The following is a 22,391-nucleotide window of genomic DNA, read 5'->3' on the forward strand; positions in this document are numbered from 1 at the left end:
GCCGCCGTGGGCGCGTTCGTTATACCCAGGCTTTCCTTACCGTCCCCGGAACCTCTCCCCAAAGGTTGATCCCGCATGCGTGAAAACCCCTCGGTCGCGTTCCCAGTGGCGCCCGAAGAATCGTTCGAACTGACCGCCGCGCAACAGGGTGTGTGGTATGGGCAGCTGGTAGATCCGGACAGCCCCAAATACAACATCGGTGAATGCCTGGAGATCCGTGGCGGCCTCGACGAGGATTTATTCGCCGCCGCGGTGGACCGCGCGGTGTACCTCCACGACAGCTTTCACCTGGAGTTCGTCACTGACGGTGAAACGATTCGCCAAAGGGTGGTGCGCCCCGGACCGGACGCCCCGAGCCGGCTCCACCGGGTGGATCTGAGCGGCGAGGAAGACCCGACCGCCGCGGCGGAACGGTACATGGCCGACGACATGGCCACCGTCGATCAACTGGACTCCCCGCGCCACCACTTCGCGCTGCTCCGGCTCAGCCCCACGCTGCACTTCTGGTACATCCGCTACCACCACATCGCCGTCGACGGCCTCAGCGGCGCCCTCTTCGCCCGCACCGTCGCCGACCTGTACACCCGCGCGACACGGGGCGAGAGCACCGACGACATCACCGCCGCGCCCCTGCGCGACCTGGTGGACGAGGAGGCCGCCTACCGCGCCTCCGGCCGCACCGAGGCCGACCGCGCCTACTGGACCGGCCGCTTCACCACCCCGGCCGGGGACGCCTCCGACGACGGGACCCGCGCCGCCGCCCCGCTCGTCCGCCGCCGCACCGATGCGCCGGCCCCGCGCGCCGGTGACGCGCCGGTGGAGCTGCACTCCGGCGACACCCTCCCCGTCACCGTCCTGGACGAGCTGCGCCGCCTCGCCGGGGACAGCCGCACCACCTGGACCGCCGTCCTCGTCAGCGCGGTCGCCGCCTACGTCGCCCGGGTCACCGGCACGCGGGACGTCAGGGTCGGTCTCGCCTCCCACGGGCGGCACGCGGGGCTGCGCCACATCATGGGCATGACCTCCAACATCCTGCCGCTGCGCCTGTCCGTCAGCCCGGACATGACGGTCGGCGCCCTGGTCCGCGCGGTCGCCGCCGAGATGCGCGGCGCGATGCGCCACCGCCGCTTCTCCCGCGAACAGCTCGCCCGCGAGCTGAACATGGCCGACGACGGGGCCCGCCTCACCGACGTCGTCGTCAACATCATGGGCTTCGAGTACGGCCTCGACTTCGGCGGCAGCACCGCCACCTCCCGGCTGCTGTCCATCGGCCCGGTGGACGACGTCTCCCTCTTCGTCTCCGAACGCTCCGAGGGCCAGGGGCCGCTGATCGGCTTCGACACCAACCCGGAGCTGTACCACCCGGACGACGTCCGGTTGCACCAGCACGCCGTCGTCTCCTTCCTCACGGCCCTGGCCGGGGCGGACGCCGAAACCCCGCTCGCCGCACTCCCGTTGCTCGACGACAGCGCCGCCGCCGAGGTACTGGCGCGGGGGCGCGGGACCGGCCTGCCCGCCGGGGACACCACGCTCCCGCGGGCGTTCGCCGCACAGGTCCGCCGTACCCCGAACGCCCCGGCCGTCGTCGCCGGTGCGCACACCCTCACCTACCGCGAGCTCGCGGAGGCGGCCGGTGAGCTGGCCGGCGCGCTGAGCGGCCGGGGCGTCGGCGCCGAGGACGGTGTCGGCGTGCTGGTGGACCGCTCGGCCGCCGTGATGACGGCCACGCTCGGCACCGTCGGCGCCGGTGCCGCGTACGTGCCGCTGGACGCCGCCTGGCCCGCGGACCGGCTGGACCGCGTCGCCGGGACCGCCGGGGTCCGCGCCCTGATCGTGGACGCGGCCAACGCCGACACGGACTGGGTCAAGGAGCGGGCCGTCACCCTGCCCGTCCTCGTCGTCGACGAGCGCGGCGGCCTCCTCAGGGGCGCCCCCGAACGGCCCGGCACCCCGCGCGCGGTGGACCGGGGCGACCGCCTCGCCTACGTGATGTTCACCTCCGGCTCCACCGGCCTCCCCAAGGGCGTCGGCGTCACGCACGACGACGTCCTGGCGCTGGCCGCCGACTCGGCCTGGCGGGACGGCGTCTCCGACGCGGTGCTGATGCACTCCGCCTACGTCTTCGACGCCTCCACCTTCGAGATATGGGTGCCGCTCCTCAACGGAGGCCGGGTGGTCGTCGCCCCGCCCGGCGGCCTGGAGCCGCGCGTCCTCAAGGAGATGACGGAGCGGTACGGGGTCACCTCGCTGTTCCTGACGACCGCGCTGTTCAACCTCGTCGCCGAGACCGACCCCGCCGCCTTCGCCGGGCTCCGCCTGGTCTCCACCGGCGGTGAGGCGGCCGCCCCCGGCCTCACCCAGCGGGTCGCCCGGGCCGCCCCCGGCACGCGCGTGCTGAACGTGTACGGCCCCACCGAGACCACCACCTTCGCCACCCGCCACCAGGTCGCCGCCGGCACGACGGGCGTGCCCCCGATCGGCCGCCCGCTGGACGGCATGAACGCCTACGTCCTAGACGACCGCCTGCGTCCGGTCCCGCCCGGCGTGGTGGGCGAGCTGTACGTCAGCGGCCGGGGCGTGGCCCGCGGCTACCTGGGCCGGGCCCGGCTCACCGCCACCCGGTTCGTGGCCGACCCGTACGACGCGGACGGCGCCCGGATGTACCGCACCGGAGACCTCGCCCGCTGGACCGCCGACGGCGACATCGAGTACGCCGGACGCGTCGACGGCCAGGTCAAGCTGCGCGGGTTCCGTATCGAGCCCGCCGAGATCGAGAACACCCTGCTCACCGACCCCGCCGTACGGTCCGCCCGTGTCCTGGTCCGGGAGGACGTGCCCGGCGACCCGCGTCTCGTCGGCTACGTCGTCCCCGCACCCGGCACCGCGCCGGACGCCGCCGCGCTCGCCCGTACCCTGGGCCGGGCGCTGCCCGCCTACATGGTGCCGTCGGCGTTCGTCCTCCTCGACGCGCTGCCCCTGAACGCCAACGGCAAGCTCGACCACCGCGCCCTGCCCGCGCCCCGCGCCACCACGGCCGCCGGGCGTGCCCCGCGCACCGCCCACGAAGAGGTGCTGGCGGGGCTGTTCGCCGATGTGCTCGGTCTGGACGAGGTCGGCGTGGACGACGACTTCTTCGCCCTCGGCGGCCACTCCCTGCTCGCCACCCGCCTCACCGGCCGGGTCCGCACCGCGCTCGGCGCCGAACTCGACCTGCGGACCCTCTTCGAGCACCCGACGGTCGCCTCGCTGGCCGCCGTGCTCGACACCTCCGGCGAGGCGCGCCCCGCGCTCGTCCCGCAGGACCGGCCCGACACGGTGCCGCTGTCCTTCGCGCAGCAGCGGCTGTGGTTCCTCAACCGGGCCGAGGACTCCGGCGACACCTACAACGTGCCGCTCGTCCTCGACCTTCAGGGCCCGCTGGACACCGGCGCCCTGCGGGGCGCCCTCGCCGACGTGGTGGCCCGGCACGAGAGCCTGCGCACGGTGTTCGCGGAGGAGGACGGGGTGGCCCGGCAGGTCGTCCTGGACGCCGCGCACGCCGCCGAGCTGGTCCCGCTCGCCGTCGAGGAGCCCCCGGCCGGGGCGGACGCCGAGGCGTGGGCCGAGGAGGCGGTGGCCCGGCTGGCCGGCGCCCCCTTCGACCTCGCCGGTGGTGTGGCCTTCCGGGCCGGGCTGCTGCGGCTCGGTGCCGACCGGCACATCCTGGTCCTGGTCCCGCACCACGTCGTCGCCGACGGCTGGTCCCTCGCCCCGCTGAGCCGGGACGTCGGCGCCGCCTACCGGGCCCGGCTCGCGGGGGAGGACACGCCCGACTGGCCCGCGCTGCGGGTGCAGTACGCCGACTACGCCCTGTGGCAGCGTGAGCTGCTCGGGGAGGACGGTGACCCGGAGAGTCTGGCCGGGCGGCAGCTCGCCTTCTGGCGCGAGGCGCTGCACGGCGTCCCCGACCTGCTCGAACTGCCCCTTGACCGGCCGCGCCCGGCCGTTGCGAGCCACCGGGGCGGGGCGGTGCCCTTCGCGCTGCCCGCCGACGCGCACACCGCGCTGACCGGGCTGGCCCGCGCGGCCGGCTGCACCCCGTTCATGGTGCTGCAGGCCGCCCTCGCCGTGACCCTGCGCGCCCACGGCGCGGGCGAGGACATCCCGCTCGGCACGGCGGTCGCCGGACGCGCGGACGAGGCGCTGGACGACCTGGTCGGCTTCTTCGTCAACACCCTCGTGCTGCGCACCGACCTCTCCGGTGACCCGACGTTCCGGGAACTCCTGGGCCGGGTGAAGGAGTTCGACCTCGCCGCGTTCGGCCACGGGGACATCCCGTTCGAACGGCTGGTGGAGGCGGTCAACCCCGAGCGCTCCGGTGACCACCACCCGCTCTTCCAGACCATGCTGGTCCTCCAGAGCCAGGAGCGGGCCGGGATCGACCTGCCCGGTGTCACCAGCCGGGACCGCTCCCGGCACACCGGGATCAGCAAGTTCGACCTGACCTTCTCGCTCACCGAGAACGCGGCCTCCGCCGACCAGGACGAGCCGGCCCGGGGCATCGGCGGCTACCTCGAGTACGCCACCGATCTCTTCGACGAGGCCACCGCCCGTGACCTGTGCGACCGGTTCGCCCGCGTCCTGACCGAGGCCGTGCGGCACCCGGACCGGCGCCTCGGCGACCTCGACCCGCTCGGCCCCGGAGAACGCGACCGCCTCCTCGCCCAGGGCCACGGCACCCACCGCCCGCTCCCCGCGCTCACCGCACCGGAGGCGGTCCGCGAGTGGGCCGCCCGCACCCCGGACGCCACCGCCGTCCGGGACGCCGGCACCAGCCTCACCTACGCCGAACTGGACCAGCGGGCCGACGCGTTGGCCCACGTGCTGCGCGAGCGCGGCGCCGGGCGCGAGACGCTGGTCGCGCTCGCCCTGCCGCCGTCCGTCACCTCCGTCGTCGCCATGCTGGCCGTCCTGCGGGCCGGAGCCGCCTATCTGCCCGTGGACCCGCGCTACCCGGCCGCCCGCGTCCGGCACATGGTCACCGACGCCCGCCCGGTCCTGCTGCTCACCACACCCGACGTCCACCAGACGCTCCCGCCCACCGACGTGCCGTGGCTCGACCCCGGGCGACCCGTCGCCGGCAGAGGCGAGTCGGTGCGGCCGGTCCACCCCGCCGACCCCGCGTACGTCATCTACACCTCCGGCTCCACCGGCCGGCCCAAGGGCGTGACCGTGCCGCACGGCGCGCTCGCCAACCACATGGCCTGGATGGCGGGGCACCTCTCGCTGACGCGGGGCGACCGGGTCCTCGCCCGCACCTCCACCAGCTTCGACGCCTCCGTGTGGGAGCTGTGGCTGCCCCTGATGAACGGCGCCGAGGTGTGCGTGCTGCCCGACGGGGTCAACCAGGACCCTCGGGCGCTGGTCGACTGGATGGGCCGGTTCGGCGTCACCATCGCCCAGTTCGTGCCCTCGCACCTCGCGCTCGTCCTCGCCGAGGCCGCCGACGCGGCACCGCTGCCCGCGCTGCGCGCCGTCCTGTGCGGCGGAGAACCGCTGCCCCGCGCCCTCGCCGACGACATCGCCCGCACCTGGCACGCCGAGGCGCACAACCTGTACGGCCCGACCGAGGCCACCATCGACGCCACCGCCCACCGCGTCCATGAGGCCGCCGAGGGCCACGCGGCGGACACCGTGCCGATCGGCCGGCCCGTCGACACCATGCGCGCCTACGTCCTCGACACCCGGCTGCGCCCCGTGCCCACCGGGGTCACCGGCGAGCTGTACCTCGCCGGGCCCAACCTCGCGCGCGGCTACCTGGGACGCCCCGGCCTGACCGCGGAGCGCTTCGTCGCCGACCCGTTCGGCACCGACGGTGCCCGCATGTACCGCACCGGCGACCTCGTGCGGTGGAACCGGCACGGGCTGATCGAGTACGTGTCCCGCGCCGACGACCAGGTCAAGCTCCGGGGTTTCCGCATCGAGCTGGGCGAGGTCGAGGCCGCGCTCCTCGCCCGTCCCGGTGTCACCTCCGCCTGCGCCGTCATCCGCGAGGACGCCCCCGGAAAGCGCCGGCTGGTGGCCTACGCCGTCACCTCCGACGGCGCCCCGCGCGCCCTCACCCTGCGGGACGACCTCGCCGAGACGCTGCCGCACTACATGGTGCCCGGCGCCGTCGTCGTCCTGGACGAACTCCCGCTGCTGCCCAACGGCAAGGTGAACCGGCGCGCGCTGCCCGAGCCCGAGCCGGAGGCCGGAACCTCCACGGCGCCCGGCCGGGGCACCCCGCAGGAGGAACTCCTCGCCGGGATCTTCGCCGACGTGCTGCACCGCCGTGCCGTCGGCCCGCACGACAGCTTCTTCGACCTCGGCGGCCACTCCCTGCTCGCCATGCGCGTCGTCAGCCGCATCCGCGCCGTCCTCGGGACGGAGGTCGCGGTGCGCACCCTCTTCGAGCACCCGACCGTCGCCGGCCTCGCCCGCGCCCTGGACACACCCGGCCGGGCCCGTCCCGCCGTCTCCCCCGCCCCCCACCGCCCCGAGCCGCTGCCGCTGTCCTACGCCCAGCTGCGGCTGTGGTTCCTCAACCGGCTGGAGGGCCCCAGCTCCACGTACAACATCCCCCTCGTGCTCGAACTCGACGGCGCCCTCGACCCGGACGCCCTCCGGGCCGCGCTCGGCGACGTCGTCGAGCGGCACGAGGCGCTGCGCACGGTGTTCCCCGAGCGGGACGGCGTGCCGTACCAGACGATCCTGCCCGCCGAGGCGGCCACGCCCGCGCTGCCCGTCGTGAGCACGGCGCCGGCCGACATGGAGGCCACCGTGCTGGCCGCCGTGCGGGAGACGTTCGACGTCACCGCCGACCCGCCGCTGCGCGCCCTGCTGCTGCGTTCGGCGCCCGGACACCATGTGCTGGTCCTCGTCCTCCATCACATCGCCGGCGACGGCTGGTCCCTCGCCCCGCTCGCCCGCCACCTCGGCACCGCCTACCGGGCCCGCCTCGAAGGCGCCGAGCCCGGCCTCACCCTCGGTACCCCGCTCCAGTACGCCGACTACACCCTCTGGCAGCGTGCCCTGCTGGGCGACGGTGAGGACGACGCCGAGGACGACGGCGTGCTGCGCGGACAGCTCGACCACTGGAACACCGCGCTCGCCGGGATGCCCGGTCTGATCGACCTCCCGCTCGACCGGCCCCGCCCGGCCGCCGTCGACCCCCGGGGCGGCGTCCACACCTTCGAGGTGCCCGCCGAGCTGCACACCCGACTGGGGCGGCTGGCGCGGGAGTCGGGCAGCAGCCTCTTCATGGTGCTCCAGGCGGCCGTGGCCACCCTGCTCCACCGGCACGGCGCCGGCGACGACATCCCGCTCGGCTCGCCCGTCGCGGGCCGCACGGACGAGGCGCTGGAGGACCTGGTCGGCTTCTTCGTCAACACCCTCGTCCTGCGCACCGACCTGTCCGGACGCCCCACCTTCCGCGAACTCCTGGTTCGCGTCAGGGAGTTCGACCTCGCCGCCTACGCCAACCAGGACGTGCCCTTCGAGCGGCTGGTGGAGCACCTCAACCCGGTCCGGGCCCGTGACCACCACCCGCTGTTCCAGACCATGGTGGTGCTGCAGAACCAGGACAGCGTCCGTCCCGACCTGCCCGGGCTCACCGTCGAGGACCGGCTCGTGCACAACGGGCTCAGCAAGTTCGACCTCACCTTCGCCTTCACCGAGGAGCGGGACGGCGGCCTCGCCGCCGGGGTCGAGTACGCCACCGCGCTGTTCGACCGCGGCACGGTCGAGAACCTCACGGCCCGATTGCTGCGCCTGCTCGAACAGGTCGCCGCCGAACCCGAACGCCCGGTCGCCGAGCACGACTTGCTGACGCCGGACGAGCACACCCGCGTCGCCCGCTGGGGCACCGGCCGCGCCCTGCCCGCCGCCGACGAGCCCGCCGTCCTGCCGGCGCTGTTCGCCGCCCAGGCCGCGCGCACCCCGCACGCGACCGCCGTCACCAGCGACGACGCCTGCCTCACCTACGCCGAACTCGACACCCTCTCCGCCGAACTCGCCGCCGGCCTCGCTGGTCTCGGCGTCGGCCCCGAGACCGGCGTCGGCGTACTGCTCGGCCGGTCCCCGGCCGTCGTGACCGCCTCCCTCGGCACCGTCCGCGCCGCCGGGGCCTACGTCCCGCTCGACGCCCGCTGGCCCGAGGAGCGGCTCGACCAGGTCGCCGGGGCCGCGGGCGTGCGGGTGCTCCTGGTCGACGAGGACGCCCACGGCTCGCCCTGGGTGCGCGCGGCCGCCGGACGGACACCGGTCGTCGTCCTGGACCGGCTCGGCCGGGTCCTGCGGGGCGCGCCCGAGCGCCCCGCCCGGCCGGTGCCCGTACCGGGCCCCGCGGCGCTGGCCTACGTGATGTTCACCTCCGGCTCGACCGGTCTGCCCAAGGGTGTCGGCGTCAGCCACGCCGACGTGGTCGCGCTCGCCGCCGACTCCGCCTGGCGGGACGGCGCCGCCGACGCCGTGCTGATGCACTCGGCGTACGTCTTCGACGCCTCCACCTTCGAGATCTGGGCTCCGCTGCTGCACGGCGGCCGGATCGTCGTCGCCCCCCAGGGCGTGCTGAACGCCCGCGCGCTGGACGACGCGGTGCACACCCACGGGGCCACGGCCGTCTTCATGACGACCGCGCTGTTCAACGTGATCGCCGAGACCGACCCCGGCGCCTTCACCGGTCTGCGGCTGGTGTGCGCCGGCGGTGAACTGGCCTCCCCGGACGCCATGCAGCGGATCGCGGCCCTCGCATCCGACACCCGTGTCCTGCACGTGTACGGCCCCACCGAGACCACCACCTTCGCCACCCGCTACCGGGTGCCCGCCGACCTGCCCACCGGGCCGCCGCCCATCGGCCGCCCGCTGGACGGCATGCGCCTGCACGTCCTGGACGACTCGCTGCGGCCCGTACCGCCGGGCGTGGTGGGGGAGCTGTACCTCGCCGGACACGGTGTGGCGCGCGGCTACACGGGCCGCCCCGGCCTCACGGCCACCCGCTTCGTCGCCGACCCGTTCGACGCCGCGGGCGGCCGGATGTACCGCACCGGCGACCTGGTCCGCTGGACCCCGGACGGGCAGATCGCCTACGTCGGCCGGTCCGACGGCCAGGTGAAGCTGCGCGGCTACCGGATCGAGCTGGGCGAGATCGAGAACACCCTCGCCTCCTGCCAGGGCGTCGCGGACGCCTTCGCCCTGGTCCGCGAGGACACGCCGGGCGACCGACGCCTCGTCGCCTACGTGGTCCCCGCGAGCGGCGCCGCCCCCGACCCCGCCGACCTCGCCCGCGCCGTCGGCCGGTCCCTGCCCGCCTACATGGTGCCCAGCGCCCTCGTCCCGCTGGACGCGCTCCCGCTCACCCCCAACGGCAAGGTGGACCGGCGCGCGCTGCCCGTCCCCGAGTACGCGCCGGTGAGCGGACGCCCGGCCCGGACCGCGCGCGAGGAGATCCTCTGCGGCCTCTTCGCCGACGTGCTCGGCCTGGACGCGGTCGGTCCCGACGACGACTTCTTCGCCCTCGGCGGCCACTCCCTGCTCGCCACCCGGCTCACCGCCCGCATCCGGGCCGCGCTCGGCGTGGAGGTCCCCGTCAAGACCCTCTTCGAGCACCCGGCGCCGACCGCGCTGGCCGCAGTGCTCGACGGCGCCGAGGCGGCGCGGCCGCCACTGCGGCGGGCCGAGCACCGTGCCGAGCTGCTGCCGCTCTCCTTCGCGCAGCGCAGGCTGTGGTTCCTCAACCGGTTCGAGGGGCCCAGCGACACCTACAACGTCCCGCTCGTGCTGCGCCTGGACGGCCCGCTGGACGCCGACGCGCTGGAAGGCGCGCTGGCCGACGTGGTGGAACGCCACGAGAGTCTGCGCACCGTCTTCCCCGACACCGACGGCGTGCCGCGTCAGCTCATCCTCGACGCCCGCACCGCCGACCTCGACCTCACCCCCCGCGACACCGACCCCGCCCGGCTGGACGAGGTGCTCGCCGCCGAGGTGGCCCACGCCTTCGACGTGAGCGCCGAGGCACCGGTACGGGCCCGGCTGGTGCGGCTCGGCACCGAGGCGCACGTCCTCGTCCTGGTCCTGCACCACATCGCGGGCGACGGCTGGTCCCTCGCCCCGCTCGCCCGCGACCTCGGCGAGGCGTACCGGGCGCGGCTCGCGCACGAGGAGCCGGGCTGGACCGACCTCGCCGTCCAGTACGCCGACTACACGCTCTGGCAGCACGCGCTGCTCGGCGACGAGCAGGACCCGGACAGCCGGGCCGCCCGGCAACTCGCCTTCTGGCGCGAGGCGCTGGCCGGGGCACCCGAGCTGCTGGAGCTGCCCGGCGACCGGCCGCGCCCGGCGGTCACCGGGCACCGGGGCGACGCGTTCGCCTTCCCCGTGGACGCCGACACCCACCAGGCCCTCGCCGCGCTCGCCCGTGCCCGCGGGTGCAGCCTCTTCATGGTGCTGCAAGCGGCCCTCGCGGTGCTGCTGTCCCGGCACGGCGCCGGGCAGGACATCCCGGTCGGCACCGCCGTGGCCGGCCGCACCGACGAGGCCCTGGACGACCTGGTCGGCTTCTTCGTCAACACCCTGGTGCTGCGCACCGACCTCACCGGCGACCCCACCTTCGACGAAGTGCTCGACCGCGTGCGGGAGTTCGACCTCGCCGCCTACGACCACCAGGACGTGCCCTTCGAGCGGCTGGTGGACGCCCTCAGCCCGGAGCGGGCACAGAACCACCACCCGCTGTTCCAGACCATGCTGGTGCTCCAGAACACGGCCGGCGCCGACATCGAACTGCCCGGCCTCACCGTCTCCGAGCAGCCGGTGCGCACCGGCATCAGCAAGTTCGACCTGACCTTCACCTTCACCGAGACCGAGGACGGCGCCGGGCACCCCACCGGGCTCGACGGGGTGCTGGAGTTCTCCACCGAGCTGTTCGACCACGCCACCGCGTACACCCTCGCCGACCGGCTGACCCGCCTCCTCGCCTCCCTCGCGGCCGACCCCGGACAGCGGGTGCACGGCACCGAGGTGCTGGGCGCGGCCGAGCGGGAGCGGCTGGAGCGGGTGGCACTCGGGCCGGTCCGCCCGGTGGCCGCACGGACGGCACCCGAGGCGTTCCGCGCGCAGTGCGCCCGCACCCCGGGCGCCGTCGCGGTACGCGGGGCCGACCGCACCCTCACCTTCACCGAACTCGACCAGCTCTCCGGCGACCTCGCGCACCACCTGCGCGGCCGGGGTATCGGCCGGGGCGATCTGGTCGCCCTCGCCCTGGAGGGCACCGCCGACCAGGTGGTCGCGATGCTCGCCGTCACCAAGGCGGGGGCCGCCTACCTGCCCATCGACCTGGAACACCCCGAGGCGCGCGTCGCCTACACCCTGTCCGACGCGCGCCCGGCCCTCCTGCTCACCCATGCCCACCGCGTCCGGGACCGCCGGCCGGCGGTCCCGATCCTCACCCTGGACGACCGCGCCGCCTGGTCCACCGGGCACACCGCCCCGCCCCTGACCGTGCCCGACCCGCGCGACGCGGCGTACGTCATCTACACCTCGGGCTCCACCGGCCGTCCCAAGGGTGTCGTCGTCACCCACGCCTCGCTCACCAACCACATGGCGTGGATGGCCGGGCACCTCGCCCTCACCGGTGACGACCGGGTCCTGGCCCGGACCTCGCCCAGCTTCGACGCCTCGGTGTGGGAGACCTGGCTGCCCCTGCTGCACGGCGGCTCCACCTGCCCGGTACCGGCCGCGCTCAACCACGACCCCGCCGGGCTGCTCGGCCGGGCGCGTGAACTGGGCGTCACCATCGCGCAGTTCGTGCCCTCGCACCTCTCGCTGGTGCTCACCGAGACGGCCGGAGAGGAAGCGCCGACCACACTGCGGGCCGTGCTCTGCGGCGGCGAACCCCTGCCGCGCTCCCTGGCCCGGCGGGTCCGGGACGCCTGGGGGGCCGAGCCGCACAACCTGTACGGGCCGACCGAGACCACCATCGACGCCACCGCCCACCACCACACCGACGACGACACCGGCACCGCCGAGGGGAGCGTGCCGCTCGGGCGCCCCGTCGACAACACCCGCGCCCACGTCCTCGACGCCCGCCTCCAGCCCGTGCCGCCGGGCGTCACCGGCGAGCTGTACCTCGCCGGCGACGGACTGGCGCGCGGTTACCTGGGCCGGGCCGGGCTCACCGCCACCCGCTTCGTGGCCGACCCGTACGGGCCCGCCGGAAGCCGGATGTACCGCACCGGCGACCTCGTCCGGCGCGACGCGGACGGCCTGCTCACCTACGTCTCCCGCGCCGACGACCAGGTCAAGCTCAACGGCTTCCGCATCGAACTCGGCGAGATCGAGACCGCGCTCGCCGCCCTGCCCGGCGTCACCGCCGCCTGTGCCGTCGTCCGCGAGGACCAGCCGGGCGAACGCCGGCTGGTGGCCTACGTCGTGCCCGGCGGGGGAGCGGCCGACGTGGCCGACGACGCGCTGCGCCGGGGACTGGCCGACGTGCTGCCGCCGTACATGACGCCCGCCGTCTTCGTACACCTGGACGCGCTGCCGCTGATGACCAACGGCAAGACCGACCGGCGCGCCCTGCCCGCGCCGGCCCGCACCACCGGCACCCGGCCGGGCGGGGAGCCGCGTACCGAGCGGGAGCGCGTGCTGTGCGAGGTGTTCGGCTCCGTGCTGCGGGCGGCCACCGTCCGTACCGACGACGACTTCTTCGCGCTCGGCGGCGACAGCATCCTCTCCATCCAGCTCGTCAGCCGGGTCCGGCAGGCCGGGCTCGCCGTCACCCCGCGCGACGTCTTCGTGCACCGCACGCCGGAGGCCATCGCGGCCGCCGCCACCGTGCTCACGGCGGGCTCCGCCGAACCCGCCGAGGCGGGCACCGGAGAGATGCCGCCCACGCCGATCGCGGCCTGGTTCCTGGAGCGGCCCGGCCCCACGGACGGCTACAACCAGTCCGCCGTTCTGCGCACCCCGGCCGGCGCCGACGAGGAAACCCTCGCCGCCACCCTCCAACTCGTCATCGACCACCACGACATGCTCCGGATGCGGGTCACCCGGTCCACCGAGGAGGAGCCGTTCCTGTACGCCCAGCCGCCCGGCTCCGTACAGGCGCGCAAGCGCCTCACCCGGCTCGACATCACCGGGCTGGACGCTGCCGCCGCGACCACCGCGCTCGCCGGGGCGGGCGAACAGGCCCGCGCCCGGCTGCGGCCCGCCGACGGCCAGGTCATCGAGGCCGTCTGGGGCGACGCCGGCCGGGCCGCCCCCGGCCGGCTGCTGATCGTCGTCCACCACCTGGCCGTCGACGCGGTCTCCTGGCGGGTGCTCGGCGCCGACCTCGCCGCCGCCTGGCGGACGGTCACCGGCACGCCGTCGCCGCTGCCGTCCGTCGCCACGCCCTACCGGAGCTGGGCCCGCCTCCTCGCCGCCCAGGCCCGCACCCCGGAACGGGAACGTGAACTCCCGCTGTGGGAAGGGGTACTGAGCACCCCGGACCCGCGCATCGGACACCGGCCGCTCGACGCCGAGCGGGACACCGCAGAGCGCACCCGGACCATCACCACCCGGCTGGACGCCCGCTGGACCGGTCCGCTGCTCAGCACCGCGCCGGCCGCCTTCCACGCCGGGGTCGACGACGTGCTGCTCACCGCGCTCGCCCTCGCGATCCGCGCCTGGCGCGAGGACCGGGGCACCGGCCGCACGGACGACACCGCCGTCCTGGTCGACCTGGAGGGACACGGCCGGGAGCAGCTCGCCGACCACATCGACCTCTCGCACACCGTCGGCTGGTTCACCAGCCTCTACCCGGTGCGCCTCGACCCCGGACCCGGCCGGGTCCTGGACCCCGGACGCTTCGACGCGACGCTGATCGACCGCGCGGTGAAGCTGGTCAAGGAACAGCTCCGGGCGATACCCGACCACGGCGTGGGCTACGGGATGCTCCGGCACCTCAACCCCGCCACCCGCGACCGGCTCACCGCCGAAGCACCGCAGATCGGCTTCAACTACCTGGGCCGGTACACGACTGCGGCCGAGGGTACCGGTGACTGGGAGGTCCTGCCCGAGGGCGGCCAGCCGCGCAGCCAGGACCCGGACATGCCCGTCCACCACGTCGTCGACATCAACGCGCACACCGAGGACCGCCCCGAGGGCCCCGTCCTCGTCACCCGCTGGGCCTGGCCCGGCGACCTCCTGAAGGAGGAGGACGTGGCGGACCTGGCCGACGCCTTCGCCCGCGCCCTGCGGGCCGTCGCCGAACACGCCGAACAGCCCGACGCGGGCGGTTACACGCCCTCCGACCTTCCCCTGGTCTCCCTCGACCAGGCCCAGATCGACCGACTTCAGAACAAGTGGGGTGGACGCAAGTGACCGGGTTCCAGCTGGAGGACGTACTGCCCTTGACGCCGTTGCAGGCGGGCATGCTCTTCCACTCGCTCTACGACTCCCAGGCCGTGGACGTCTACACCACCCAGTTCGTGTTCGACCTCGAAGGCACCGTCAGCGTCTTCGCCCTGCGCTCCGCCCTCGGCACCCTGCTGCGCCGCCACGCCAACCTCCGGGTCGGCTTCCTCCACGAGGACCTGGACCAGCCCGTCCAGGCGGTCGCGGCGCAGGTGCCCGTACCGCTGGAGGAACTGGACCTCACCCCGGCCGACGGCACGGAGGCGCTGGAGGCGTTCCTCGCCGAGGACCGCACCCGGCGGTTCGACCTCACCACGCCGCCCCTGATGCGGTTCACCCTCGTCCACACCGGGCCCGGCCGGCACCGCCTGGTGATGACCAGCCACCACCTCCTCTTCGACGGCTGGTCCGTCCCGCTGCTGGTCCGCGAGCTGTTCGAGCTGTACGCCCGCCAGGGCGACGACCTCACCCTGCCCCGCGTCACCCCGTACCGCACCTACCTCGCCTGGCTGGCCGCGCAGGACCGGGCGGCCACGCTGGACACCTGGCGGGCGGCGCTGGCGGGGCTGGAGACGCCGACCCTGCTCGCCGGGCGGGGCGCACCGGAGGGGCCCGACTCCGCCGAGCTGCCCGAGACCCTCGTACTGGAGCTGGACCGGGACACCACACACCGGCTGCGCGAGACGGCCCGCGCCTCCCGGCTCACCCTGAACACCCTGGTCCAGGGCGCCTGGGGCCTGGTGCTGGCCCACCTCACCGGACGCTCCGACGTGGTGTTCGGCACCACCGTCTCCGGACGGCCGCCGGAGATCCCCGGCATCGAGACGATGATCGGCCTGTTCATCAACACCGTCCCGGTCCGACTACGCCCCGAGCCCGGCGAGTCCCTGGCAGCGCTGCTCACCCGGCTCCAGGAGGAACAGGCCCGGCTGCTGGGCCACCAGTACGTCGGGCTGACCGAGATATGCGAGACCGCCGGGCTGGACCGGCTCTTCGACACCCTCGCCGTCTTCGAGAACTACCCCCTCGACGCCGAGGCCCTGCGCACCGCCCAGCAGGGCATGGCCGGCCTCACCGTCGCCGGGATCGAGGGCACCGACGCCGCCCACTACCCGCTCACCCTCACCATCGCCCCCGGCGAGGACAGCCTCCGCGTCACCTTCGGCTACCGCGCCGCGCTGCTCGAGCGCACCCTGATCGAGCAGACCGTGGCGCGCACGCGCCGCCTGCTCACCCGCATGGCGGAGGGCCTCGACGTAGCGGCCGACAGCCTGCCGCTGCTGCTGGAGGGCGAGCGGGAGCGACTGCTGGCGACCGGACGCGGCGCGGAACTCCGGCTGGACGTGCGGAACCTGAGCGTGCCGGACGCGGTGGCCCGGCAGGCCGTGCACCACCCCGGCACCATCGCCGTCACCGGCGCGGGCGAGGAACTGACCTACGGGCAGCTCCAGGAGCTGTCCGCCGGGCTGGCCAAGGCCCTGACCGGCTCCGGGGCCGGACCCGAGGACGGGGTCGGCATCCTGCTCGGCCGCTCCTCGGCCCAGGTCACCGCCGCCCTGGCCGTCCTGCGCGCGGGCGCCGCGTACGTCCCGCTGGACCCGCGCTGGCCCGCCGAGCGCCTCGACCGCGTCACCGAGTCCGCCCCGCTGCGCGCCCTCGTCGTGGACGGGACCACGCGGGACAACCCCTGGGTGCGCGGACTCGGCATCCCCGTTCTCACCGTGGACTCGGCCGGACGCGTCGTCAGCGGCGGCCCCTTCGCCCCCGGCGCGCTGCCCGCCGTGTCCGGCGGCGACCGGCTGGCGTACGTCATGTTCACCTCCGGCTCCACCGGCCTGCCCAAGGCCGTAGGCGTCACCCACGCCGACATCACCGCCCTCGCCGCCGACCGCACCTGGGCCGACGGGGCCTCGGACGCCGTGCTGCTGCACTCCGCGTACGTCTTCGACGCGGCCACCTTCGAGATCTGGGCGCCCCTGCTGAGCGGCGGCCGGGTCGTCGTGGCCCCGCCGGGAACGCTCCAGCCCGAGACGCTCCGGGACCTCGTCGCCCGGCACGGGGTGACGGCGGCCTTCCTGACCACCGCCCTGTTCAACGTCATCGCCGAGACCGACCCCGGTGCCCTCGGCCTGCTCCGGCTGGCCGCAGCCGGCGGCGAGGCGGCCACACCCGGCGTGCTCCAGCGGCTGGCCACCGCCCACCCCGGCACGGCCGTCCTCAACGCCTACGGGCCCACCGAGACCACGACCTTCGCCACCCTCCACCGCGTCCCGGCCGACGCCCCGCCCGGCATGCCCCCGATCGGCCGCCCGCTGGACGGCATGCGGGCCTACGTGCTGGACGCCGCCCTGCGCCCGGTGCCGCCCGGCGCCGAGGGCGAGCTGTACGTCGCGGGCCCCGGGGTGGCGCGCGGCTACCTCGGGCGCCCCGGCCTCACCGCCACCCGGTTCCTCGCCGACCCCTTCGAGGCGGACGGCTCCCGGATGTACCGCACCGGTGACGTGGTGCGCCGGGACACCGAGGGCCTGATCCACTACGTCAGCCGCGCCGACCAGCAGATCAAGCTCCGCGGCCACCGCATCGAGCCCGCCGAGATCGAGGCGGTCCTGCGCACCGACCCCTCCGTACGCGCCGCCTGCGTCCTGGTCCGCGAGGACCTCCCGGGCGACCGCACCCTCACCGCGTACGTCGTCCCCGCCCCCGGCCACACCGCGGACCCCGGCAGGCTGGCCGCGCACATCGGCCGTCACCTGCCCCCCTACATGGTCCCCTCCGCCATCCAGCCGCTCGACGCCCTCCCGCTCACCGTCAACGGCAAGGTGGACCGGGCCGCCCTGCCCGCCCCCACGGGGCCGGGACCGGGCGGAGCGGGACGCGCCCCGCGCGGGGCGCACGAGGAGATCGTCGCCGGACTGTTCGCGGACGTCCTCGGGGTGCCCCACGTCGGCCTCGACGACGACTTCTTCGCCCTGGGCGGCCACTCCCTGCTCGCCACCCGGCTGGTGGGCCGCGTCCGTACCGCGCTGGGCACCGAGACCGAGATCCGTACCCTCTTCGAGCACCCGACGGTCGCCTCCTTCGCCGCCGTCCTCGCCGACGGCGACCGCCCGGCGCGGCCCGCCCTGGTCCCGCAGCCGCGTCCCGAGGTGCTGCCGCTCTCCTACGCCCAGCGGCGCCTGTGGTTCCTGCACCGGCTCGACGGCCCTTCGGCCACCTACAACATCCCCTTCGCCGTACGCCTCGACGGCCCGCTGGACGAGGAGGCCCTGCGCGCCGCGCTGGACGACGTAGTGGCCCGGCACTCCGCGCTGCGCACCCTCTTCCCGGCCGGGGACGGGCCGCACCAGCACATCACCGAACCGGGCGCGGCGAGCGTGCCGTTCACCGTCCGCGACGCCGACGAGGACGGGCTCGACGCGGCCGTGGCGGAGACCGCAGCCGAGGCCATCGACATCGAGTCCGAACTCCCGCTCCGGGCCACGCTGCTGCGGCTGGCCGGCGACTCGCACGTGCTGGTGCTCGTCGTCCACCACATCGCCGCCGACGGCTCCTCCCTGGCGCCCCTCACCCGCGACCTGGGCACCGCCTACCGCATCCGTGCCGGCGGTCAGGCCCCGGAGTGGGCCGCGCCGCCGGTCGACCACGTGGACCACGCGCTCTGGCAGCGCGCCCTCCTCGGCGACGAGGACGACCCAGACAGCGTGCTCTCCAGGCAACTCGACCACTGGAGGCGGGCGTTGAGCGGGCTTCCCGAGCTGATCGAGCTCCCGTGGGACCGGCCGCGCCCCGCCGTGCCGCAGCACACCGGCGCCACCCACGACTTCACCCTGGACGCCGGCACCGCCCGCCGGATCGCGGACCTCGCCCGCTCCAGCGGATGCAGCGTGTTCATGGTCCTCCAGGCCGCCCTCTCCCTGTTGCTCTCCCGGCACGGCGCGGGCGAGGACATCCCGCTCGGCACCGCCGTAGCCGGGCGCACCGACGAGGCGGCCACCGATCTGGTCGGCTTCTTCGTCAACACCCTCGTCCTGCGCACCGACCTCTCGGGCGACCCCACCTTCCGCGAACTCCTGGACCGGGTGAAGGAGTTCGACCTCGCCGCCTACACCCACCAGGACCTCCCCTTCGAGCGGCTGGTCGAACTCCTCAACCCCGCCCGCTCGCAGAGCCACCACCCGCTGTTCCAGACCATGCTCGTCCTTCAGAACCACAGCCCCGCCGCCCCGGTCGAGCTGCCCGGCCTGACCGTGAGCCCGGTCCCGGTCGAGCTGGAGGTCAGCAAGTTCGACCTCTCCTTCACCTTCACCGAGACCCGCGACGACCAGGGCGCACCGGGCGCCATGCGGGCCGCCGTGGACTACGCGACGGAACTCTTCGACACGGCCACCGTGGAGGCCCTCGGCGAGCGCCTCACCGGGCTGCTCACCGCCGTCACCGCCGACCCCGACCGCCCGCTGCGCGCCTACGACGTGCTCACCGACGCCGACCGCGCCCGCGTCACCGCCTGGGGCACCGGCCCCGAGGCGGACCGGCCCGAGAGCGTCCCCGCACTCCTCAGGCGCTGGGTGCGCGGCACCCCGGACGCACCGGCGGTCCGAGACGCCGCCACCACGCTCACCTACCGCGAACTCGACGCCCTCGCCGGCTCCGTCGCCGCCGGCCTCACCGCGCGCGGCATCGGCCCCGAGGACCGGGTCGCGGTCGCGCTGCCCCGCGACCGCGAACTGCTGGTCACCCTGCTCGGCGTCCTCAAGGCCGGGGCCGCGTACGTACCGCTGGACCCCGACTATCCGGCCCGGCGCCTCACCCACATGGTCGAGGACTCGCGGCCGCGCCTGCTGCTGACCACCCCCGAGGTGCGCGAGCGGCTGCCCGAACTGCCGGTGCCGTACGCCCACGTGGGGGACCTCGCCGAGGCCACGGCGTCCGCACCCGCCCCCGGTGACCCCGACCCGGCGCACCCGGCGTACGTCATCTACACGTCCGGCTCCACCGGCCTGCCCAAGGGCGTCGTCGTCACCCACCAGGGAGTCGCCGCGCTGGCCCGCACCCACGCCGAGCGGCTGCGGGTCGGGCCGGGCCACCGGGTGCTGCACCTCGCGTCCGTGAGCTTCGACGCGGCGTTCTGGGAGATGTGCATGGGCCTGTTCACCGGGGCCTGCCTGGAGATCGACGAGCGGGACGCCCTGCTGCCCGGACCGGCCCTCGCCGGCACGGTCCGGGAGCGCGGGGTCACCCACCTCACCCTGCCCCCCGCCGCGCTCGCCGTGATGCCGCCCGGCTCGCTGCCCGAAGGCACCACCATCGCCCTCGCCGGTGAGGCGTGCCCGCCGCACCTGGTGCACACCTGGGCGCGCGACCGGCACCTGGTCAACGCGTACGGGCCCACCGAGACCACCGTCTGCGCCACCATGAGCGCCTTCCAGCACGCCGACGGCCCCCTCGCCCCCGACCGCACCGTGCCCATCGGCGTCCCCGTCGACGGCACCCGCGTCCACGTCCTGGACGACCGGCTGGCCCCCGTACCGCCCGGCGTGGTCGGCGAGTTGTACGTCTCCGGCGCCGGCCTCGCCCGTGGCTACCACGAGCGGGCCGCCCTGACGGCGACCCGGTTCGTCGCCGACCCCTTCGACCGTGCGGGCGGCCGGATGTACCGCACCGGCGACCTGGCCCGCTGGACCGCCGACGGCGAACTCGTCTACGTCTCGCGCGTCGACGACCAGGTCAAACTGCGCGGTTTCCGCATCGAGTTGGGCGAGATCGAGGCCGCGCTGACCGCGCTGCCCGGTGTCGGCTCCGCCTGCGCGATGGTCCGCGAGGACCGGCCAGGCGACCGGCGCCTGGTCGCCTACACGGTCGCGGAGGAGGGGCAGCGGGTCCCCGACGGCACCGAACTGCGCGCCCGGCTCGCCGAGACGCTGCCCGACCACATGGTCCCGGCCGCCTACGTCACGCTCGACACCCTGCCGCTGACCCCCAACGGCAAGACCGACCGGCAGGCCCTCCCCGCCCCCGGGCGCACCGCGCCTGGCGAGGGCACCGCCCCGCGCACCGACCTCGAACGTGAGCTGTGCGCGGTGTTCGCCGAGACCCTCGGGGTGCCCGAAGTCGGCGTACAGGACGACTTCTTCGCCCTCGGCGGCCACTCCCTGCTCGCCGTCACCCTCGCCCAGCGGATCGAGGAACGCCGCGGCCGGCGCCTGTCCCTGCGGGACCTCTTCGCCGCGCCGACCGTGGAGGGCGTCGCCCGCCTTCTGGAGCGCACCCCGGGGGAGCAGGGGTACGGCAGCGGGCCCGACCTCGCCGCCGAGGTCCGCCTCGCACCGGACATCACGGGCGCCGCGCGCAGGAGCGCCCGCCCCGGCGCGCGCCCGTTGCTCACCGGTGCCTCCGGGTTCCTGGGCGCGTTCCTCCTGCGCGACCTCCTGGAGAGCACCGGCGGCCCGGTCGACTGCCTGGTCCGTGCCGAGGACCCCCGCCGGGCCGCCGAGCGGCTGCGGGCGAACCTGGAGCACTACGGCCTCTGGCGGCCCCGCTACAAGACCCTGATCCACGCGGTGCCGGGCGACCTCGCCGCCCCCGGCCTCGGCCTCACCGCCGAGGAGCGCACCGCCCTGGTCCGCCGCCTCGGCCCGGTCCTGCACAACGGCGCCCGCGTCAACTTCGCGGCGGGGTACGGGGATCTGCGCGCCCCCAACGTCGCGGGCACCGAGGAACTGCTGCGGCTGCTCGCCGACTCGGCGTCCCCGGGCATGCACTACATCTCGACCACCAGCGTGTTCGCCCCGGCGGCCGGCGACGACCCGGTCGTCGTCACCGAGTCCACCCCGACCGGGCCGCCGGCCGGCCTGCCCGACGGGTACGCCCGCAGCAAGTGGGTCGCGGAGGGCCTGGTCGGACTCGCCGCCGAACGGGGCCTGCCGGTCACCGTGCACCGGCCCGGCCGGATCAGCGGGGACACCGCCACCGGTGCCTGCCAGGACCGGGACCTGCTGTGGCAGCTCATCAAGGGCTGCCTCCAGGCGGGCGCCGTGCCCGACCTGCCGTACGGCTCCACGGACTGGGTGCCGGTGGACCACGTCAGCCGCGCCGTCGTGGCGCTCGCCGGGGCGGCGCAGACGGGCGGCGAGGTCTACCACTTCACCAACCCGGACGCCCCGGACCTGGGCCGCGTCTTCGCGGCGGCCGCCCGGCTCGGCCACGGACTGGCCACCGTCCCCGTCGAGGAGTGGCAGGCCCGCGTCGCCGCCGACCCGGACAACGCGGCCCAGCTCTTCCTCGGGGACGAACCGCGGACCCGGCACGAGGCGATGGACCGGCGGCGCTTCGACTCCCACCAGACGGCCAAGGCGGTGGACACCCTGGGCGTCCACCAGCCCGACCTGACCGACGAGGTGCTCGCCCGCTACCTCACCTGGTTCCAGCGCACGGGCTTCCTGCCGGCGCCGGGGAAGGGAGGAGCCGCGCGCTAGCGCGCGGAACGCTCGGCGGCACGCTTGATGCCGTGCAGGGCCTCCTCCAGGCCGCGGCTGACGTGCTCGCCCTCGACGTTGTCGGTGTGCAGCTCGACGGTCAGCCGCGAGCTGCCCGCCTCGTCGCCCGCGGCCACGTGCAGCCGGCCGTGGTAGTCGTCGGGGCCGGGCGCTCCCCACTCCAGGCTCTTGCCGTCCTCCAGCACATGGACCCACGCCTGGCTGGTGACGTCCTGCTCCGGTTCGCCGGGCGGGTCGATGTGCGCGGTGACGGTGACCCGGTCCCCGCCCTCCGGCTCGACCGCGGTCAGCCGGGGGAGGTAGGACGGGAGGTTCTCCACGTCCGCGAGGTAGTCGAAGAGGCGGTCCGCGGGGACGGCCACGGTGATCGAGTTGTCGTAGTTGCCCATGGTCCCGCTGTGCCCCGGCGCGGGGGGCGGTAACGGCGCGGACGGGCGGATTGATCCGGACGGGTGAACGGGAGCGAATGGCTGCCCCCACTACCGG

At 75.2% G+C, this 22,391-nt stretch carries 3 protein-coding genes; 2 read left to right on the top strand and 1 reads right to left on the bottom strand.

Going from position 1 to position 22,391, the window contains the following annotated elements; all coding sequences use genetic code 11:
• Window positions 1-75 precede the first annotated feature (75 nt).
• Entirely contained in the window at window positions 76-14,379 is a 14,304-nt protein-coding gene (locus EV284_RS02855; protein ID WP_130329895.1) for a non-ribosomal peptide synthetase, read from the top strand.
• Window positions 14,376-21,884: a non-ribosomal peptide synthetase gene (locus EV284_RS02860; RefSeq protein ID WP_130329897.1), complete on the top strand. Its 7,509-nt coding sequence runs from the start codon at window positions 14,376-14,378 to the stop codon at window positions 21,882-21,884. Before EV284_RS02855 ends, EV284_RS02860 begins: the two co-directional genes overlap by 4 nt.
• Here the strand turns inward: EV284_RS02860 and EV284_RS02865 are convergent.
• Window positions 21,881-22,294: an SRPBCC family protein gene (locus tag EV284_RS02865; RefSeq protein ID WP_130329899.1), complete on the bottom strand. Its 414-nt coding sequence runs from the start codon at window positions 22,292-22,294 to the stop codon at window positions 21,881-21,883. The two genes, EV284_RS02860 and EV284_RS02865, sit on opposite strands and share 4 nt — an antisense overlap.
• Window positions 22,295-22,391: the final 97 nt, after the last annotated feature.

This window comes from Streptomyces sp. BK022 (assembly GCF_004217355.1).
Lineage (GTDB): Bacteria > Actinomycetota > Actinomycetes > Streptomycetales > Streptomycetaceae > Streptomyces > Streptomyces griseoluteus.

What these genes read in the sequence shown, in the direction of transcription:
- EV284_RS02865 (WP_130329899.1), bottom strand. Translation starts at nt 22,294, where the DNA reads ATGGGCAACTACGACAACTCGATCACCGTGGCCGTCCCCGCGGACCGC.
- EV284_RS02855 (WP_130329895.1), top strand. Translation starts at nt 76, where the DNA reads ATGCGTGAAAACCCCTCGGTCGCGTTCCCAGTGGCGCCCGAAGAATCG.